This is a genomic window from Xanthobacter sp. DMC47, assembly GCF_056313845.1.
In genome coordinates, this window is sequence record NZ_JBQUZM010000001.1 from 120,509 (window position 1) to 136,734 (window position 16,226).

Below are 16,226 nucleotides of genomic sequence, written 5' to 3' on the forward strand. Positions count from 1 at the left end.
TGTGAGCGGCGCCCTGCGCCCATGGCCCGCAGCGCCGGCCCTTGCGGACGCCGCAATTGAAGGACATTTCAGCACCATGAGCGACGAGCGCACTTCCCCCCGGCGGCCGCAGGTGTTCCGCCTCGACGAGGCGAACATCACTTTGGCTCCGCCCGAGATGGCGGAGGTGGAAGCCGCCTTGCCCGTCCCTGTACCGGCAAAGCCGAAGCGCGGCTGGGGCATGTCGCTCGCGGGCCTGTTCTGGTCTGCCCTCGGCGGCGTCCTGAGCCTTGCCGCCTATGTGGGGCTGAGCAAGCTGATCGAAGACCTCTATGCCCGCGCGCCGTGGCTCGGCTGGGTGGGCATCGGCGTCACCGCCCTGCTTGTCATTGCCGCCGTGCTGATCGTGGCGCGCGAGGTGGCCGGCCTGTCGCGGCTGGCGCGCCTCGACGACATCCGCGACCGCGCCGAGCGCGCGCTGGCCGAAGATGACCGGCCGCTTGCCGAAGGCGTGGTCAGGGATGTGCTGAAGTTGTCTTCCCACGCACCGACCCTCGCGCGGGCGCGCATGGATCTGGAAGGCCATCTCTCCGGCATCATCGACGGCGCCGACCTTGTGCGCCTCGCCGAGCGCACGCTGCTGCCGTCGCTCGACGCGCAGGCGCGGCAGATGGTGTCGGATGCCGCCCGCAACGTTTCCGTGGTCACCGCCGTGTCGCCGCGCGCGGTGGTGGACCTCGCCTTCGTGCTCTACAGCGCCGTGACGCTGATGCGCCGCCTCGCCTATCTCTACGGCGGACGTCCGGGCGCGCTCGGCACCTTCCGGCTGGTGCGCCATGTGCTCGGGCACCTCGCCGTCACCGGCGGCATGGCGGCGGGGGATACGCTGGTGCAGCAGCTCGTCGGCCAGGGCCTTGCCGCGCGGCTCTCCGCCCGGCTGGGCGAAGGCGTGGTGAACGGCCTGCTCACCGCCCGGCTCGGCCTTGCCGCCATCGCGGTGACGCGGCCCCTGCCCTTCACCGCCCTCCCCGCCCCGCGCCTCGCCGACGTGGCAACCGGCCTGATGCGCAAGGTGGAGGAAGAGGAAGCGGCCGCCTCACGCCGGTAGAAGGTGCCGCGGCAGCGCGTCGGGCGTGTAGGCGACGGGACGGTTGCGCCAGATCATCTCGGCCGTGGGCCAGACCACGAAGGCGCCCAGCGCGCCCAGGAACAGGGCGAAGGCCCATTCCCGCTGGAGGATGGCGAAGCCGAAGACCGCGAGCAGCCCCGCCAGCGCCGCGAGGCCGGCCGCGACCATCATCCAGAAGCGCAGCGGGGCATAGCCGCCCCGGCAGCGGGGTGCCACGGCCGAAGCGGCGAGCGCCCGGTGCAGCGCCCGCACGAAGGCTGCGTAATCCTCCCTTTGGTCGCGTACGCCGGTGAGGGAGATGCGCGAGGCGGACCCCGCCTTGAGCCGCGTGCCATCGCGCCCGGCAATCTCCATCTCGAAGCTCGGCGCGGCGAACTTCGCCGGCTGGAAGCGCAATTGCACAGTTGTGATATCCGCCAGCGCCAGTCGCCCCTCGCGTGGGCCGATGCTCCAGAGCAGCGCCTCGGGCACCAGTTCCAGCCGCACGCCTGCGCCGCCGAGGCGGGGGAGATGGGAGTAGGCGATCGTTCCCGGAGGATAAGCGGCCGTCACGTCAGCTCCCGCATGGCGGCGTCGATGCCCTGCACGGTGAGGGGGAACATGCGCCCTTCCAGAATGTGGCGCATCAGGCGGATGGATTCCGTATAGCCCCAGTGGGGCTCCGGCACCGGGTTCAGCCAGACGGCCTTGGGATAAGTGGTTAGCAGGCGTTCGAGCCACAGTTTCCCCGGCTCTGCATTGTTGTGCTCCACGGAGCCGTTGGCGAAGGTGATCTCGTAAGGGCTCATGGAGGCATCGCCCACGAAGATCAGCTTGTAGTCGTGGCCATAGGTGTGCAGCACGTCGAACAGCGGAATGCGCTCGGAAGCCCGGCGGGCATTGGATTTCCACACGCTCTCATACACGCAGTTATGGAAATAGAAGTGCTCGAGGTGCTTGAACTCCATGCGCGCGGCGGAGAACAGCTCCTCCACCTGCTCCACATGCCAGTCCATGGAGCCGCCCACGTCGAGGAATAGCAGCACCTTCACCGCATTGCGCCGCTCCGGCCGCAGCCTTACGTCGAGATAGCCCTGGCGAGCGGTCTCCCGGATGGTGCCGTCGAGGTCCAGTTCGTCCGGAGCGCCGACGCGGGCGAACTTGCGCAGGCGACGCAGCGCCACCTTTATGTTGCGGGTGCCGAGTTCCACCCCGTCGTCCAGGTCCTTGAACTCGCGCTTGTCCCAGACCTTCACCGCGCGGAAGTTGCGGTTCCCGTCCTGGCCGATGCGCACGCCTTCGGGATTGTAGCCATAGGCGCCGAAGGGCGAGGTGCCGGCGGTGCCGATCCACTTGGAGCCGCCCTGGTGCCGCCCCTTCTGCTCCTCGAGCCGCTTCTTGAGCGTCTCCATGAGCTTGTCGAGGCCGCCCATGGCCTCGATCTGGGCCTTCTCGTCGTCGGTGAGGTGTTTCTCGGCCAGCTTGCGCAGCCACTCCTCGGGGATGGAATGGCCCTCCTCCCCCAGCGCCTGCTCCAGCCCCTTGAAGCAGCGGCCGAAGACCTGATCGAAACGGTCGAGGTGGCGCTCGTCCTTCACGAGGCTCGCGCGGGCGAGATAATAGAAGGCGTCCACCTGCCGGCCGGCCACGTCGCGGTCCATGGCCTCCATGAGGGTGAGATATTCCCGCACCGAGACCGGCACGCCCGCGGCCTTGAGCGCCTCGAAGAAGGCAATGAACATCCGCCCTCGTCCTTCCAACGCCATGTGTCTCCGGCGAACCGGGAACGGATCGCAAGCATAGCGCGCCCGGTCCCTCCGACGCAAAACGCGCCTCCTGCCGCGGCGGCCTGCCCAAAAGAAAATGCCCCGGCACCGGCCGGGGCATTTCTGATCGGGTGAGGTCCGCCGCCCTGATGGCGGCGGAAGTGCTCAGTTGTAGCCGAAGAGGTTGTTGTTGCTGCTCGTCATGCTTTCCACGGTCAAGGCGCCGAGGAGCACGAGGTTCAGGAACTTGGTGAGTTCCACCGAACCGGCATTGCCGATGTAGAGGATATCCTTGTCCCGCATGGGAACCTTCGTCGAGAGAAGGTAGCCCGTCGGCTCGCGGAAGTTCACCTGATAGATGGTGGCGATCCGCTTCTCCGGAAGCTGCGAGACATCGACGCCCATCCGCTCCAGCGTGGTGCGGTTCTCGATGCGGAACAGGAAGGCCGACTGCGGGTCCGCCTGCGCATCCACCAGGCCCGACGCCTTGGCCACCGCCTCGCTGAGGCTGATCGCGTCGTTGTCGAAGTTGAACTGGCCCTGCTTGCCGGTCGCGCCGAAGGCCAGGAAGGTCCGCGGGCGGCTGAAGATGTAGATGGTGTCTTCCGGCTGCAGATAGATGTTGTTGGCGGGTTCGCGCACCAGTCGGTTGAAGCTGATCGTCGCCTCGCGACCGCCACGCTGCAGGGTCACGAACAGGTCGTAGCCCTTGCTGGAGGTGGCGCCGCCACGGCTGACGGCATCGAGCACGCGCTCTCCGGTGGGGGTGAGCGGGAAGCGCACCGGCGCGCTGACTTCGCCGATGACCGTGACAGAGTTGGAACGCTGGGACTTCACCGAGACCACCGCCTGGGGCTCGATGGCGCGATTGCGCAGGCGCTCGACGATTTCCTTCTCCACCTGCGAGGGCTGCAGGCCGGCCGCCCGCACCTGCCCGGCGTAGGGCACGGAGATGTTGCCGTTCACGTCCACCGTCTGGGTGGGGATGTCGACGAAGTTACCGGCGCGCGAGGCGGCCTCGGCGGGGATGAACAGACCGCCCGAGGAGGCTTCGAAGATCGACACGCCGACGATGTCGCCGACGCCGATCTTGATGTCCGGGACCGGGCGGCGATCGTTGCGGAAGGTGCCGATCAGGCCCTGGGAGTCCATGGTGGCGAGCACGCTGACCACCTGGGCGGTCAGCGGCACGAGCTTGTAGCTCAGGCCGTCGGTGTCCTGCGTCGCCGGATTGGTCACCTCGACCGAATACGGACCGGATGCGGGAAGGAGATTGCAGCCGGCCAATGCGACGGATACGGCGACCGATACGGCCATCCCCGTCGCGCGACGGAACCGTCCAAGCCAATTTTCGGTGGCAAAAAGCACTGCCAGAACCCCCGTGGGATACGTGCTTCTACCTAACACGATGGGCCGGGAGGGCATATTGCAGAGCAGCACAGAAATGGCTCAACGACGCCGTTTCACACCCCATGTGGCTCAATGGCAACAGGAAAAACCGTACCTCGGTAACGCCGCGATCGGAGGTAAAGGTTAATGGTGCCGGAGGAGCGATAGTCTCGCTTTTTGCGAGCTTTGCCGAGGCCGCGACTCAGGGTCCGCGGCGGCCTGCCGGTGCGGCAGCGATTCAGGTTGCGATGAGGAACCGGTCCGCGCCTTCCAGCACGAGGCAGGTCAGATGCCCCGTGGCATAGGCGCCGGTATCGATGTTGATCCGGTTGCTGAGAACCTCCGGATCCTTCATCGGCGTATGGCCGTGAACGACGCAGTGGCCGAACCAGTCCGGATGGTCAAGGAACTCCCGCCGGATCCACATCATGTCTTCGCGGCTCTGCTCTTCCAGGGGAATGCCCGGGCGCAGGCCGGCGTGGACGAAAGCGTAGTCGCCACACACGAAGTAGCTGGAGAGCTGGCGCAGGAACGAGATGTGCTCGGCGGGAACGGCGGCACGCCACTCATTCCACAGCCGCGCCTCGTCGGCGCCCGGCGCCGGACGGATATAGGAATAGACGGTCTCGAGCCCGCCCATGCGCAGCCAGCGCGAGAAGGAGTCCTGAGACAACAGGGAGTCCAGCATCACCGCTTCATGATTGCCGGAAATGCAGATCGCCTTGTGGTCGTTCTTCCGCTGCAGCAGGGCATCCAGCACGCCGGACGATTGCGCGCCCCGGTCCACATAGTCGCCGAGGTAAACCTCGACGCAGTCGGGACCGGGATGAGCGGCCATGTCCTCGTCGATGGCGGCCTGGAGGGACGTGAGCAGGTCGAGACGGCCGTGGACGTCCCCAACGGCATAGATGCGCATGTGGTCCGGGACGAGCGGGATGGCCGGATCGTGGAAGTGTTCTGTCACGGTGCTGTTCGGGCGGATTTTCAGCATCGTCATGTCCGCAACATCCCTGCTGGTGTCAATGCCCCCGCACGAACCACTGGCAAGTCCCTAATATAACGCACGAGTTCGATTCTGGCGATCTTTTAGTTGCAGCGCAACAATAACAACACACACAAGCGTGAGCGGCGCAGCATTCTACCGCAATGCGGTAGCGGGGGAGAGAATGGCGTTTGATGTCGCGGCCCTGTCGGTCCTTTTTGAGGCCCTGCTTGGCTATCCGGCCGGCCTCGTGCGGCGGATCGGTCATCCCGTGATCTGGATTGGCCGACTCATCCTTGTGCTGGACCACCGGCTCAACAGGCCGGGATTTGCCCCCGGCCGGCGGCGCCTGATGGGTGCCGTGACCGTTGCGCTGGTGCTCGCGGCGGCTGCCCTGCCGGCCCTCGCGCTGGAAGTCCTTCTGCGCCCCCTGCCCTTCAGCATCATCATTCTCGGCCTCGCGGGGTCGAGCCTCATCGCCCAGCGCTCGCTGCACTGGCACGTGGCGCGGGTGGCCGAGGCGCTGGAGGGCGGCAGCCTCACTGCGGCGCGCGAAGCCGTTGGCCATATCGTCGGCCGCGACCCTGAGACGCTGGACGCCTCGGGCGTCGCCCGCGCCGCCATCGAGAGCCTTGCGGAGAATTTCTCCGATGGCATCGTCGCGCCGACCCTCTGGCTCAGTGTGGCCGGCCTTGCGGGGGGCGCGGCCTACAAGGCGCTCAACACCGCCGACAGCATGATCGGGCATCTCACCGAGCGTCACGCCGCCTTCGGCTGGGCGGCAGCGCGGGCGGACGATTACGTGAACCTGCCCGCGTCGCGCCTCGCGGGCATGCTCATCATTGCCGGAGCGGCGCTGACGCCCGGCGCCCGTCCGCGCCATGCCCACCGGGCCATGCTGCGCGACGCGCCGCGCCACCGTTCGCCCAATGCGGGCTGGCCGGAGGCGGCCATGGCGGGGGCGCTCGGACTGCAGCTCAACGGGCCGAAGGTCTATGCGGGCGTGCTCACGCAGGACGCCTACATGGGTGACGGCCGGCGCGAGGCCACGGCGCAGGACGTGCGCATGGCACTCAAGGTCTACCGCCGCGCGGACGCCCTGATGGTCCTGCTGGTGCTGGCCGGCGCGGGCTTGACGCTGCTCATCTGATGGCTCAGCGCGCCAGCGCCAGCAGACGGTCGAGGTCGAGGTGCGCGGCGAGGTGGGCCGCGAGAGCATCCAGCGTCGCCTCCACGCCGTCCTCATAAGCGATGCCGCCTCCCTCCCCGCCCAGCCGGCCGAGCACGGCCGCGCGGAAGGCATCGGAGGCGAACAGCCCATGGACATAAGTGCCGGCGGCTCGGCCCGAAGCCGAGCGCGCGCCTTCCGGCCGCCCATCGGAGAGGTGCCCGTAGGGCCGGCCGCAATCGGCACCGTGGGTCGCGCCCATGTGCATCTCGTAGCCGTGGAATTGTGCCCCCTCGGCGGTCCCGCTCACCTCCTCCAGCCGCTTTTCGCCGGTCAGCACCGTATGGACATCGAGCAGGCCGAGGCCGCGGGCGATTGTCGCCTCGCCCTCCACGCCCTGGGGATCGGCGATGGTCTGGCCCAGCATCTGGTAGCCGCCGCACAGGCCAAGGACCGCGCCGCCGCGCCGGGCGAAGGCGAGGATGTCGTGATGGAGGCCGCCGGACCTCAGCGCCGTAAGGTCCGCGATGGTCGCCTTGGAGCCGATCAGCAGCACGAGATCGGTATCGAGTGGCAAGGTCTCATGCGGACGGATGCGCCGCACCTCGACGGCCGGCTCGGCGTCGAGTGGATCGAGATCGTCGAAATTGGAGACGTGGGGCAGGATCGGCACGGCGATGCGCAGCCGCGCCCCGGCCTTCGGCGGCGGCGGTGCAGACAGGGCAAGGGCATCCTCCGCCGGCAGGCGGGCCGCACCGGGAAAGTGCGGCACGAGGCCGAAGGCGTCCCAGCCGGTGAGGCGCGCGATCAGGTCCATGCCGGAGGCGAACAGCGCCGGGTCGCCGCGGAAGCGGTTGACGATGAAGCCCCGGATCATGGCCGCATCGGCCGGATCGATCACCGCCTTCGTCCCGGCGAGGCTGGCGATGACACCGCCGCGATCGATGTCGCCGATGAGCACTACGGGCACGTCCGCCGCCCGCGCGAAGCCCATGTTCGCGATGTCGGCGGCGCGCAGATTGACCTCGGAGGCGCTGCCCGCCCCCTCCACCAGCACGAGGTCGGCCTCGGCCTTCAGGCGCGCGAAGCTGTTTAGCACGGCGGGCATGAGGGTCGGCTTGAGGGACTGGTAGGCAGCGGCTTTGGCCGTGCCGTGGACCTGTCCCTGCACCACCACCTGCGCGCCCGTCTCGCCCTGCGGCTTTAGCAGCACCGGATTCATGTGCACGCTCGCGCGCACCCGCGCGGCCCGCGCCTGAAGCGCCTGCGCGCGACCAATCTCACCGCCGTCCGCCGTCACGGCGGCATTGTTGGACATGTTCTGCGGCTTGAATGGCCGTACCGCGAGGCCGCGCAGGGTGAAGGCACGGGCGAGGCCGGCGACGATGAGGGACTTGCCCACATCAGAGCCGGTGCCCTGGAACATGAGCGTGCGCGCCATCAGAACTCGATGCCCGGCTGCGCTTTCACTCCGGCGGCGAAATGGTGCTTCACCAGTCCCATCTCCGTCACGAGATCGGCGGCGGCAAGAAGCTCGGGCTTCGCATTGCGCCCGGTGACGACAACATGCAGGCCAGGGCGCCGTGCCTTGAGGGTGGCGACCACGTCGGCGAGGTCGAGATAGTCGTAGCGCAGGGCGATGTTCAATTCGTCGAGGATGAGGAGGGCGATGGTCTCGTCCGCCATCAGCTCGCGCGCCTTGCCGAAGGCCCGGGCGGCAGCGGCCTTGTCACGGGCGAGGTCCTGCGTCTCCCAGGTGAAGCCCTCGCCCATGGTGTGCCAGCTCACGCGATCGCCGAAGGCCTGGAAGGCCTCCTGCTCGCCGGTTTGCCAAGCCCCCTTGATGAACTGCACCACGCCGACGCGTCCGCCACGCCCCAGCATCCGCAAAGCGAGGCCGAAGGCTGCCGTGCTTTTGCCCTTCCCGGGGCCGGTGTGGACCACCAGCAGGCCCTTCTCGATGGTCTTTTCGGCCACCTCCTTGTCCTGCACCGCCTTGCGCTTCTCCATCTTGGCGCGATGGCGGGCGGCGGCATCGTCATCGACGGGGGGCGGGGCGACGGGATCGCTCACGGGGTTACGTCCTTCACGGTCAGGGGCAGCCCGGCCACCACCAGCACCACCTTGCGGGCGCGGGCGGCGAGGCGCTGGTTGAGGAGGCCGGCGGCGTCACGGAAACGGCGGGCCAGCGCATTGTCGGGCACGATGCCGAAGCCGACCTCGTTGGCGACGCAGAAGGTCGGCCCCGGCCGGGCGGCGAGGGCGGCCTCCAGCGCCGCCGCCTCGGCGTCGAGGTCATGCTCGGCGAGGAGGTGGTTGGTGAGCCAGAGGGTGAGGCAATCCACCAGCACCGGCCGATCCGGCGGGAGCGCGCCGAGGGCGGCGGCGAGATCGAATGGCGCCTCCACCGTCTCCCACCCCGCACCGCGACGGGCGAGATGAAGGGCGACGCGCGCCTCCATCTCCGGGTCCGGCTGGCCGCCATAGCCGAGCTGGGCGGTGGCGACATAGATCCATGGACCTGGGTGCCGCACGGTCTCGCCTTCCGCGAACCGGCTCTTGCCCGAGCGCGCACCGCCGAGCACCAGCACGAAATTTGCGTCGGGAAGACCGCCGCGGGGCGCCAGCGCCATCAGACGCACGCTCCCGAGCGGGGACCGGGCGGCGTACGTAGCGCCCTGGACCTGGGGCGGCCTGCGGGGCCGATCCGGCACATCCTCATCCCGTTTCCCCTCAACCCCAGCGCAGCGGACCAGGCGCGACTATAGGGGCCGCCCTCCTGCCCGCAAGGCAGGGCCGACCATGGCTAGGAGCGCGGGGTACCTCCCAGCTCCGGCCGACTCGGTGTTTCGTCTGCTGGCGAGGGAGGCTGCGACCGACCTCATGGCAAAGACGACGAGCGGCAAACCGCTTTAACAAACGAATGATTCAATATGTTTATCAATGTCTTATGGTTAATATTTAACTTTAAGAGGTACGCGCAATTTGGAGGACGCCATTTCGGAAGACAGAAATGCTATATTTTCCAAAATATTACCACGGTATCCCATCACAGGTTCCGGGACCGACCACACTTAAAGTGCTGCATTAAGACTTTATGTATTTTATATAACTATATGATTTACATAGATAATTTAATGTTAGGATTAAGGTCCTAATCTCGGGCGGGCTTATTGCTTTCAGCTTCGGGCTTCTCTGCCCCTCCCCTACTTGAAATGCGCGCCGCCTCTCCGCTCTCATGAGTCTCCCCGGAGCAGGGTCTTACGCCGGGGAAAAGGTTCACTGGCCGCATAAGCCGCGCAACCTGCTTGCTCGCCTAGGCATCAAACCCGTGTCGTGGATCAGCCGGCGCAATTGTTGGCATGACGCAGGGCAAGACTTGCCCTCCCACCCGCAACCGGACGGCTCAGGCCGCCGCGCTCAGCCTCTGCAAGGCTTGCCATACGTCGGCAGCGGAGATGTCGGCGAGGCAGGGCGGCCCTTCCCGCACCTCCGGGGCGATGCGGCAGCTGGCCTTCTCGCAGGGGGCGCACTCCCGCCGCGCCTTCAGTTCGCGGACGCGGGCTCCGAACAGGCCGGTAAGGACCGGGTTGGTCGGCCCGTAAAGACCGACAGTCGGCACGCCATAGGCCGCAGCCAGATGACCGAGGCCAGTGTCCACCGTCACCACGCCTGCGGCGCCGGCGATCTGGGGCGCAAGACCCTCCAGCCCCTGCGGCGGCAGCAGGCGCACATTCCCCTGCCCTTCAGCGATGGCTTCGGCGCGGGCACGTTCCTCGCCGCCGTGGGCGAACAGGCGCACCTCCATGCCCGCTTCCCCCGCCAGCGCGGCCAGGGCGCGCCAGCCGTCGAGGGTCCAGGTCTTCGTCGGCCATGTCGTGCCATGCAGGAAGACGAGAAAGGGCGCGCCGCCGGGCGCCGGACGCAGCCCCGTATCAGCGGACAGGCCCTCAAGCCCGTAGCCGAGCGATGCCGCGAACAGCTTGCGGATGCGCACGGCCATGTGCTCCACCTCGGGCACATGGTGACGCGCGCCGTACAGCAGGCTGGCCAGCCCCTCCCGCGCGCTCGCCCGGTCGAATCCGTGGCGGGGGCCACGGGCAAGGGCTGCCACAGCCGCGCTCTTCATCAGCCCCTGCCCGTCGATGACGAGATCATAGGGCTCTGCCGCCAGCGCCGCCCTCACCCGTCCGGCCTCCCCATTGGAAAGCGCGGCCATCGGCCGGCGCAGCATGCGGCGGAGCGGAACGGTGATGGTGCGGCGGACGGCGGGATGGAGCCGGGCCACCGGCGCGAAGGCCTCCTCCACCGCCCAATCCACCGTGAGGCCGGGCACGCGGGCGGCGGCATCCGTCAGCGCGGGGAAAGTGTGGACCACATCCCCCAGCGACGACAGCTTCACCAGCAGCAGCTTCATCGGCGCATTTGCTCGGCCGCGGCGAGGACTTCCTCTGCGGCGATGCCTTCGAGGCACGCCAGCGTCTTGAGCGGGCATTCCCGCTTGTGGCAGGGCCGGCACGGCAGATCGCGCGAGACCACGCGGGCGAAGGGCGAGGCCGGAGGCGTCATCTTTTCGGACGACGCGCCATAGATCACCACCAGCCGGCGGTCGAAGGCGCCGGCGATATGCATGAGGCCGGAATCGTTGGAGATCACCACGTCCGCGCCGGCGAGGATGGCGGCGGCCTCGATGAGCGTCGTGCGGCCGACCAGATTGTCGACCGGCACGCCGGCCGAGGCCTCGATGGCGCTCGCCGCCTCGGCATCCTTGGGCGAGCCGAGGATGCGGATGCGGTAGCCGTCCTTCACCGCCAGCGCGGCAAGGGCTGCGAATTTGGCGGCCGGCCAGCGCTTCGCGGGTCCGTATTCGGCCCCGGGGCACAGCACCATCACCGGGCCCTCACCCGCAAGCGGGTATTTGGCGGCAGCCACGTCCACGGCGCCGTCCGGCAGCATCAGGCGCGGGCGCGGCGCGCGGGCGATGGAGCCGGGCGGCAGGCCAAGGGCGACGAAGCGGTCCAGCGTGCGGGCGGTCTTGCGGTCGGGATCGGGGCGGGCATCGGTGAGGAGCGCGCTACGCAGCTCGGCGCGGTAGCCCACGCGCTCGGGAATTTCCGCGGCGAGCGGAACGATGGCGGCCTTGAATGCCCGCGGCAGGATGATGGCCTTGCCGTAGCCCTCGCTGCGCAGGGCACGACCCGCCTTCCAGCGGGCAAGGAGGCCGAGTTCGCCATGGCCCAGCCCCAACGGAATGGTGCGGCGGACGCCGGGGATCATGCGGGCGACGGGAAGAGCGGCGGGCGGCGCCAGCACATCGATGGGGCGGCCCGGCTCACGCAGCCGCAGCACGTCCACAAGGCTCGCCGCCATGACCATGTCGCCGACCCAGGACGGGCCGACGAGCAGAAGCGGCGAAACGGAACCTAGGGCACGCATGCGAAAACTCGCGGGGTGGAACGCCCCGCGTCATGACAAGGCGGACCCGCCGCGTCAAGCACGCTGGCCCGGACGCGGCGGTCGTTGAGGAGCGGAAGCTCAGGCGGCCGGACGGATCGTCTTCTCGACCGACGACTTGATCGGCTCGGACGAGTCGGCGGCGACCTTCTGCGCGAGCGCGGAGAGATCCTTGGCCTGGCCGGTCAGCGCCTCGAACTGCTTGCGGGCGTGGCCGGTGGAAAGCTCCACGGCTTCGGCGACAGTCTTGGCGGTCAGCAGCGAATTGAAATAGTCGAACGCCGAGTTCACGTTCGATTGAACCGCCTCGAGCACCTTCGCATTGTACTGGGCCACGCCCTTGGAGGCGGTGGTGGCGCTGTCTTCGAGGGCGGCATTCACCTGCTCGGCCGCGGCCTTAAGCTTGCCGTAGTTCTCGCGATAGGCGGCGAGGCCCTTTTCGGCGATCTCACGCACCGCCGGCGGCACTTCGACGCCGGGCACGGAATGGGTCGAGAACGCCTTTTTCGCCGCCTCGATCTGGTCCTGATAAGCCTTGATGAAGGTGTCGTTCATGTCATCCTCGGAAACGGGGCATGGCGATCCGTGCCGAGGTGCATTGCTGCAGTGCCACCTTTGACGAGACGCAAGGCGCAGCGCCGTGCAACGACTTGCGTTTTGGACGTTCAAAGATGAGCTGTGTTAACCCCGACGCTAGGGTTATACAGCAGTAAACGTGCAGCGCAAAATGAAATTCTGCGCTGCACAAGTCAAGCTTCCGTGCGTACAGCGGTACGGCCCGGACTGGTAGAGTAATCCCGTCAGCCCTGCTGGTTGGGATCCGTGGCCTTGGCCGCGGCGGCCTGGGCCTCGCGCACCGCGGTCTCGCCCACCGTCTTGAGATCCTGCGCCACGGCCTGCGCGCTCTGGGCGGCGGAGGCGGCGAGGGTCTTGAGCCGCTCGGCAAGGGTGCGGGCGTGCTCATCCATGGTGCGCACGGCGTTCTCGCCCAGCGCCTTGGCGTCGTCGCCGAAGGCCTTCGCCTGTTCGGAGACATTCTTGAGCTGATTGGTGAGGAACTCGGCCTGCAGGCCCATCATTTCCTGCGGGCTCTTGGCCGCGACCAGCTTGTGCAGGAAATCGAAGCTCGCCTCGACATTGGCTTCCATCAGGCCGATGGCCTTCTGGCGGAAGTCCTTGATATTGGAGCGGACTTCCTCGATATGACCTTCGCTCTCGCCGACCGTTTCCCGCGCGTTCTGAAACAGGGTTTCGAACGCCTGCCGGGCCTGCGCCACGTTCTTCTCGGCAATGGCCCGCATTTCGGGGGGCAGTTCCAGCTCCGGACCGAACTTTGTCGTCATGACCGTCTCTCCTCCGGTGTCGGGCGGCGCAAGCCACCGCGAAGCGACCGATCTTAGTCTACGGTACTGCCGCTTCGCCAATATGAATGGCGGCCAACGCTGCGAAGTTGCACTGACGTTAATCAATAGGGACGAGAATATGAGCCGGCGGGATTGAGCCCGCCACGGTTCACTCCTCCACCGCAAGGTGCGATCCTGCAGAATATGACGCAGCACAACGGCAGCCCGGACGACCCGCCTCCCGCCTCGGAGAAAGGCGTGGACGCCATCACGTCCACGCTGCCCGGCGCCGACGCGGTGCTGGCGCCCCTGGCACGGCAGGACTTCGTCTCCTTCCTCCTCGACACCGGCTCCGGCCGCGTCCTGGCCGCAACGTCCGCCGCCGCGCGGATCGCCATCGAGCCGGGCAAACCCGCACCCGAGCCCGTGATGGCGGCGGCCCCTCGCCTGGCGCGACGCACCGCCGCCGGTTTCGGAATCGCCCGCCTGCGCCTGCCCGGCGATCTTTCGCCCCGCACCCTGCGCTTCGCGGCGCTCGCTTTGCCCTCCGGTCCGGCGCTCCTGTTCGCGGACCCGGCCGCGTTCGCCCCTTCTCTTGCCGCGTCCCCCGCCGGCCGCCCAGACACGGCGCCGGCCGTGCCGGCGGCGCTGCGCCCCCTGCTCGCCCAGCCCCTGCGGGTGACGTGGGAAAGCGATGCCGACGGCAGGCTGCGCGCCCTCTCTCCCCTGTTCGCGGCGGCACTCGGCGGCCGCGCCGCCACCTTCCTCGGCGCCAGCTTCGCAGAGCTGGAGCGCGCCGGCGACGTCGTCGACGCCGACGCCCTGGTGGAAGCCATGGCCTCCGGCGAAAGCTTCACCGAGCGCACGGCGACGGTTCCGGCGATGGGCGTCGAATCCCCGCTCGACCTCAGCCTCGGCGGTGCCCCGCTGTTCGATGCGGAGCGTCGGTTCAAGGGCGTGCGCGGCTTCGGCATCGTCACGGCGGCAGAGGCGCCGCTTCCGCTGTCCGCGCACGCACCCCATCCTGTCCCCCGCGCGCCCGAACCCGCGGTCTCCTTCGGCCGGAACGTGGTCCCGCTCAGACAGGGCAGCCTGTCGCCACAGGAAAGCTCCGCCTTCCGCGAGATCGCCCGCACCCTTGCCGCCGCCATCGAAGACTGGCCGAGGATTCCGCCGGACACCGAACCATCCGCCGATCTCGATGCGGCGCAGGCTGAGCCGCAGCCGCAGTCCGCCTCCGGCGACGAGGCGGAGTTGCTGGACAAGCTTCCGGTGAGCCTTCTGGTGCAGCAGGAGGGCGCGCTGGTCCATGCCAACCGCGCCTTTCTCGCGCTGACCGGCTGGGCCGGGCTCGACGCCCTCACGGAGGCCGGCGGACTGGAGCGGATCCTCACCCGGGAATCCGGTGCCCTTCATGTGCTGACGCCCGAAGGCACGCGCCTGCCGATCGAGGTTCGCCTCGTCGCCGCGCCGTTCCTCGGCCGGCCGGCGCTGATCCATGTCATCCGCCCGCTCGATAAGGCCGGCGACGACCGCGAGGCCCGGGCGAGTGCCCGTCGTGCGGCGCTCGATATGGTGCCCTGGCCCGTCTTCCTTCTGGAGATGGACGGCACCATCCGCCTCGCCAACCTGGCGGCAGCGCAGCGGCTGGGCTTCCCGGCCCATGACCTCGCCGGCGAGCCCTTCACCACCGCCATCGCCCCGACCGATCGTGCGGAGGCCGTCGCAACCCTGGACCACGTGCGGGACGAGGGCGCCTCCGCGCAGGTGGTGCTGGCGCTGCGCAACCGCGAGGGCGAGGTGCTGCCGGGGCTCGCGGCCGTGACCCGCGCCGGCGCCGAGGACCAGCTTCTGTGCGTCGTCATCGGACCGGCCCCGGAGCCGTCCCGCTCCGAGCCCCCGCCCGAAGCCGTTCCCGATGTGAACCTCCTGCCACGGCTCGCCGGCCGCCTGCGCGCGGGCATCGAAGGCCCCATGGCGATCCTGCGGGAGGCGCCGGCCGAGGGCCTAAGCGATCCTTTGCGGGAGGCCCTCAAGTCGCTGAGTGCCACCCTCGACGACCTCACCGCGCTGTCCGAGCCATCGACGGCGGAAGCGGTTATCTGCGACGTGTCGGCGGCGGTGCGCGCCGCGGTGGCCACGCTCGTTCCGACCGCCCGGCGGCGACGGCTTGCGCTGCGCCTCGACGATGCTGGAGGCGTCACGGCCAAAGCCACCGAAAAATCGCTTACCGAACTCTTGGCGATGCTGGTGGAAGAGGCCGTGGCGGCCACGCCGGCGGGCGGGGCGGTGGCGGTCTCGGTCTTCGCCGTGGACGATGGGGACATGGGACCGCGGGCCGTCGTGCAGTTGAGCGACGCCGGCGCGGGGCTCGACGCTGCGGCAGCGGCGGCGGCACTTGATCCGCTATCGGGGCTTACGGCGGACGACCGCTTCGCCGCCGAGGGACGTCCCCTGCGTCTTGCCCGCATGGCGGAGGCCGCGCGCAGCCTCGGAGGCGCGCTGAAGATCGACCCGGTCGGGATGAATCAGGCCGGCGAAGACCTTGGCCGGCGCCGGGGAATGATCGCCCGGCTCACATTGCCCGCCTGAACCCACCCCATTGAAGGTGCTGGGCCACCAATTGGGTGGTATCGGCACAATGGAACAACTCCATTGTGCAGGAAAAAGCCTGTCCAGGCGGCATGCGACGCACCATGTCGCATATGTACGTAGTTGACGAAACCGGCGAGCTTCTGCGAAAAACGTAATAGAAACAAGTTTTTAGAAGCCTTCCAAGTTAGCTTCGAGCCGCGCCATGATCGTTTGTTCATGCAACGTCTTTTCAGACCGCCAAGTGCTTGATGCGCTTGCCGGCACGCCTTTGCGCTCCCCCAGCGAAGTTTATCGCTGCCTCGGCTGTTCGCCCCAGTGCGGACGCTGCGCCCGGACCATCCGCACCCTGATGGATCAGGTTCAGGCTCACGACTGCGGCGCCTGCGCCGACGAATGTCCCGTCGCGGGACTTACCGGAATGGTCGCGGCCGAATAAGCTTCC

The 16,226-nt window shown here is 68.2% G+C and carries 15 protein-coding genes; 4 read left to right on the forward strand and 11 right to left on the reverse strand.

The window, feature by feature from the left end:
* Positions 1-76 precede the first annotated feature (76 nt).
* The gene (locus ACT54R_RS00620) at positions 77-1,087 is read left to right on the forward strand and encodes a YcjF family protein (RefSeq protein WP_168458073.1); all 1,011 of its coding nucleotides are present in this window, start codon (positions 77-79) and stop codon (positions 1,085-1,087) included.
* Here ACT54R_RS00620 and ACT54R_RS00625 read toward each other — a convergent pair.
* The 4 genes from ACT54R_RS00625 to ACT54R_RS00640 all read right to left on the reverse strand — a co-directional run bounded on the left by ACT54R_RS00625 (position 1,076) and on the right by ACT54R_RS00640 (position 5,233).
* Positions 1,076-1,660 (reverse strand): hypothetical protein, encoded by a 585-nt coding sequence (locus tag ACT54R_RS00625; protein ID WP_476322361.1) that lies wholly within the window; start codon positions 1,658-1,660, stop codon positions 1,076-1,078. The genes ACT54R_RS00620 and ACT54R_RS00625 overlap by 12 nt on opposite strands.
* Positions 1,657-2,829 carry a vWA domain-containing protein gene (locus ACT54R_RS00630; RefSeq protein WP_476322364.1) on the reverse strand — a complete coding sequence of 391 codons (1,173 nt, stop codon included), beginning with the start codon at positions 2,827-2,829 and terminating at the stop codon, positions 1,657-1,659. The genes ACT54R_RS00625 and ACT54R_RS00630 overlap by 4 nt, the downstream gene beginning before the upstream one ends.
* A gap of 189 nt (positions 2,830-3,018) precedes the next feature.
* Positions 3,019-4,170: a polysaccharide biosynthesis/export family protein gene (locus ACT54R_RS00635; RefSeq protein ID WP_476322367.1), complete on the reverse strand. Its 1,152-nt coding sequence runs from the start codon at positions 4,168-4,170 to the stop codon at positions 3,019-3,021.
* A gap of 310 nt (positions 4,171-4,480) precedes the next feature.
* Complete coding sequence (locus ACT54R_RS00640) at positions 4,481-5,233, reverse strand: metallophosphoesterase (RefSeq protein ID WP_476322370.1); 753 nt, start codon at positions 5,231-5,233, stop codon at positions 4,481-4,483.
* Between the two features lie 175 nt (positions 5,234-5,408).
* Between ACT54R_RS00640 and cbiB the strand changes: the two genes are divergently transcribed.
* Positions 5,409-6,374, forward strand: coding sequence for an adenosylcobinamide-phosphate synthase CbiB (cbiB, locus tag ACT54R_RS00645; protein WP_476322373.1), 966 nt, complete (start codon positions 5,409-5,411; stop codon positions 6,372-6,374).
* 4 nt (positions 6,375-6,378) lie between these two features.
* Here cbiB and ACT54R_RS00650 read toward each other — a convergent pair whose 3' ends face one another.
* The 7 genes from ACT54R_RS00650 to ACT54R_RS00680 form a co-directional block, all read right to left on the reverse strand.
* Positions 6,379-7,833, reverse strand: a complete 1,455-nt coding sequence (locus ACT54R_RS00650) for a cobyric acid synthase (RefSeq protein WP_476322376.1) — start codon at positions 7,831-7,833, stop codon at positions 6,379-6,381.
* A complete protein-coding gene (cobO, locus tag ACT54R_RS00655) occupies positions 7,833-8,465 on the reverse strand; it encodes a cob(I)yrinic acid a,c-diamide adenosyltransferase (protein WP_476322379.1) in 633 nt (210 codons plus the stop codon). Before cobO ends, ACT54R_RS00650 begins: the two co-directional genes overlap by 1 nt.
* Positions 8,462-9,025, reverse strand: a complete 564-nt coding sequence (gene cobU / locus ACT54R_RS00660) for a bifunctional adenosylcobinamide kinase/adenosylcobinamide-phosphate guanylyltransferase (RefSeq protein ID WP_476322382.1) — start codon at positions 9,023-9,025, stop codon at positions 8,462-8,464. The genes cobO and cobU overlap by 4 nt, the downstream gene beginning before the upstream one ends.
* A gap of 773 nt (positions 9,026-9,798) precedes the next feature.
* Positions 9,799-10,809 carry a lipopolysaccharide heptosyltransferase I gene (gene waaC, locus ACT54R_RS00665; RefSeq protein WP_476322385.1) on the reverse strand — a complete coding sequence of 337 codons (1,011 nt, stop codon included), beginning with the start codon at positions 10,807-10,809 and terminating at the stop codon, positions 9,799-9,801.
* On the reverse strand, positions 10,806-11,828 hold the full coding sequence (waaF, locus tag ACT54R_RS00670) for a lipopolysaccharide heptosyltransferase II (RefSeq protein ID WP_476322388.1): 1,023 nt from the start codon (positions 11,826-11,828) through the stop codon (positions 10,806-10,808). Before waaF ends, waaC begins: the two co-directional genes overlap by 4 nt.
* 99 nt (positions 11,829-11,927) lie before the next feature.
* Entirely contained in the window at positions 11,928-12,401 is a 474-nt protein-coding gene (locus tag ACT54R_RS00675) for a phasin (protein ID WP_168458082.1), read from the reverse strand.
* Positions 12,402-12,646: 245 nt separating this feature from the next.
* On the reverse strand, positions 12,647-13,189 hold the full coding sequence (locus tag ACT54R_RS00680) for a phasin family protein (protein WP_168458083.1): 543 nt from the start codon (positions 13,187-13,189) through the stop codon (positions 12,647-12,649).
* A 258-nt stretch (positions 13,190-13,447) separates the two neighbouring features.
* Between ACT54R_RS00680 and ACT54R_RS00685 the strand changes: the two genes are divergently transcribed.
* Together ACT54R_RS00685 and ACT54R_RS00690 are read left to right on the forward strand one after the other, a co-directional pair.
* Positions 13,448-15,781: a PAS domain-containing protein gene (locus tag ACT54R_RS00685; protein WP_476322391.1), complete on the forward strand. Its 2,334-nt coding sequence runs from the start codon at positions 13,448-13,450 to the stop codon at positions 15,779-15,781.
* Positions 15,782-15,986: 205 nt separating this feature from the next.
* Entirely contained in the window at positions 15,987-16,220 is a 234-nt protein-coding gene (locus ACT54R_RS00690) for a (2Fe-2S)-binding protein (protein WP_081762651.1), read from the forward strand.
* Positions 16,221-16,226 lie beyond the last annotated feature (6 nt).

Excerpts from the sequence above, each read along its gene's own strand:
- ACT54R_RS00620 (WP_168458073.1), top strand. The coding sequence starts at position 77 with ATGAGCGACGAGCGCACTTCCCCCCGGCGGCCGCAGGTGTTCCGCCTC.
- ACT54R_RS00630 (WP_476322364.1), bottom strand. The coding sequence starts at position 2,829 with ATGTTCATTGCCTTCTTCGAGGCGCTCAAGGCCGCGGGCGTGCCGGTC.
- ACT54R_RS00635 (WP_476322367.1), bottom strand. The coding sequence starts at position 4,170 with ATGGCCGTATCGGTCGCCGTATCCGTCGCATTGGCCGGCTGCAATCTC.
- ACT54R_RS00640 (WP_476322370.1), bottom strand. The coding sequence starts at position 5,233 with ATGCTGAAAATCCGCCCGAACAGCACCGTGACAGAACACTTCCACGAT.
- cbiB (WP_476322373.1), top strand. The coding sequence starts at position 5,409 with ATGGCGTTTGATGTCGCGGCCCTGTCGGTCCTTTTTGAGGCCCTGCTT.
- ACT54R_RS00650 (WP_476322376.1), bottom strand. The coding sequence starts at position 7,833 with ATGGCGCGCACGCTCATGTTCCAGGGCACCGGCTCTGATGTGGGCAAG.
- cobU (WP_476322382.1), bottom strand. The coding sequence starts at position 9,025 with ATGGCGCTGGCGCCCCGCGGCGGTCTTCCCGACGCAAATTTCGTGCTG.
- waaC (WP_476322385.1), bottom strand. The coding sequence starts at position 10,809 with ATGAAGCTGCTGCTGGTGAAGCTGTCGTCGCTGGGGGATGTGGTCCAC.
- waaF (WP_476322388.1), bottom strand. The coding sequence starts at position 11,828 with ATGCGTGCCCTAGGTTCCGTTTCGCCGCTTCTGCTCGTCGGCCCGTCC.
- ACT54R_RS00675 (WP_168458082.1), bottom strand. The coding sequence starts at position 12,401 with ATGAACGACACCTTCATCAAGGCTTATCAGGACCAGATCGAGGCGGCG.
- ACT54R_RS00680 (WP_168458083.1), bottom strand. The coding sequence starts at position 13,189 with ATGACGACAAAGTTCGGTCCGGAGCTGGAACTGCCCCCCGAAATGCGG.
- ACT54R_RS00690 (WP_081762651.1), top strand. The coding sequence starts at position 15,987 with ATGATCGTTTGTTCATGCAACGTCTTTTCAGACCGCCAAGTGCTTGAT.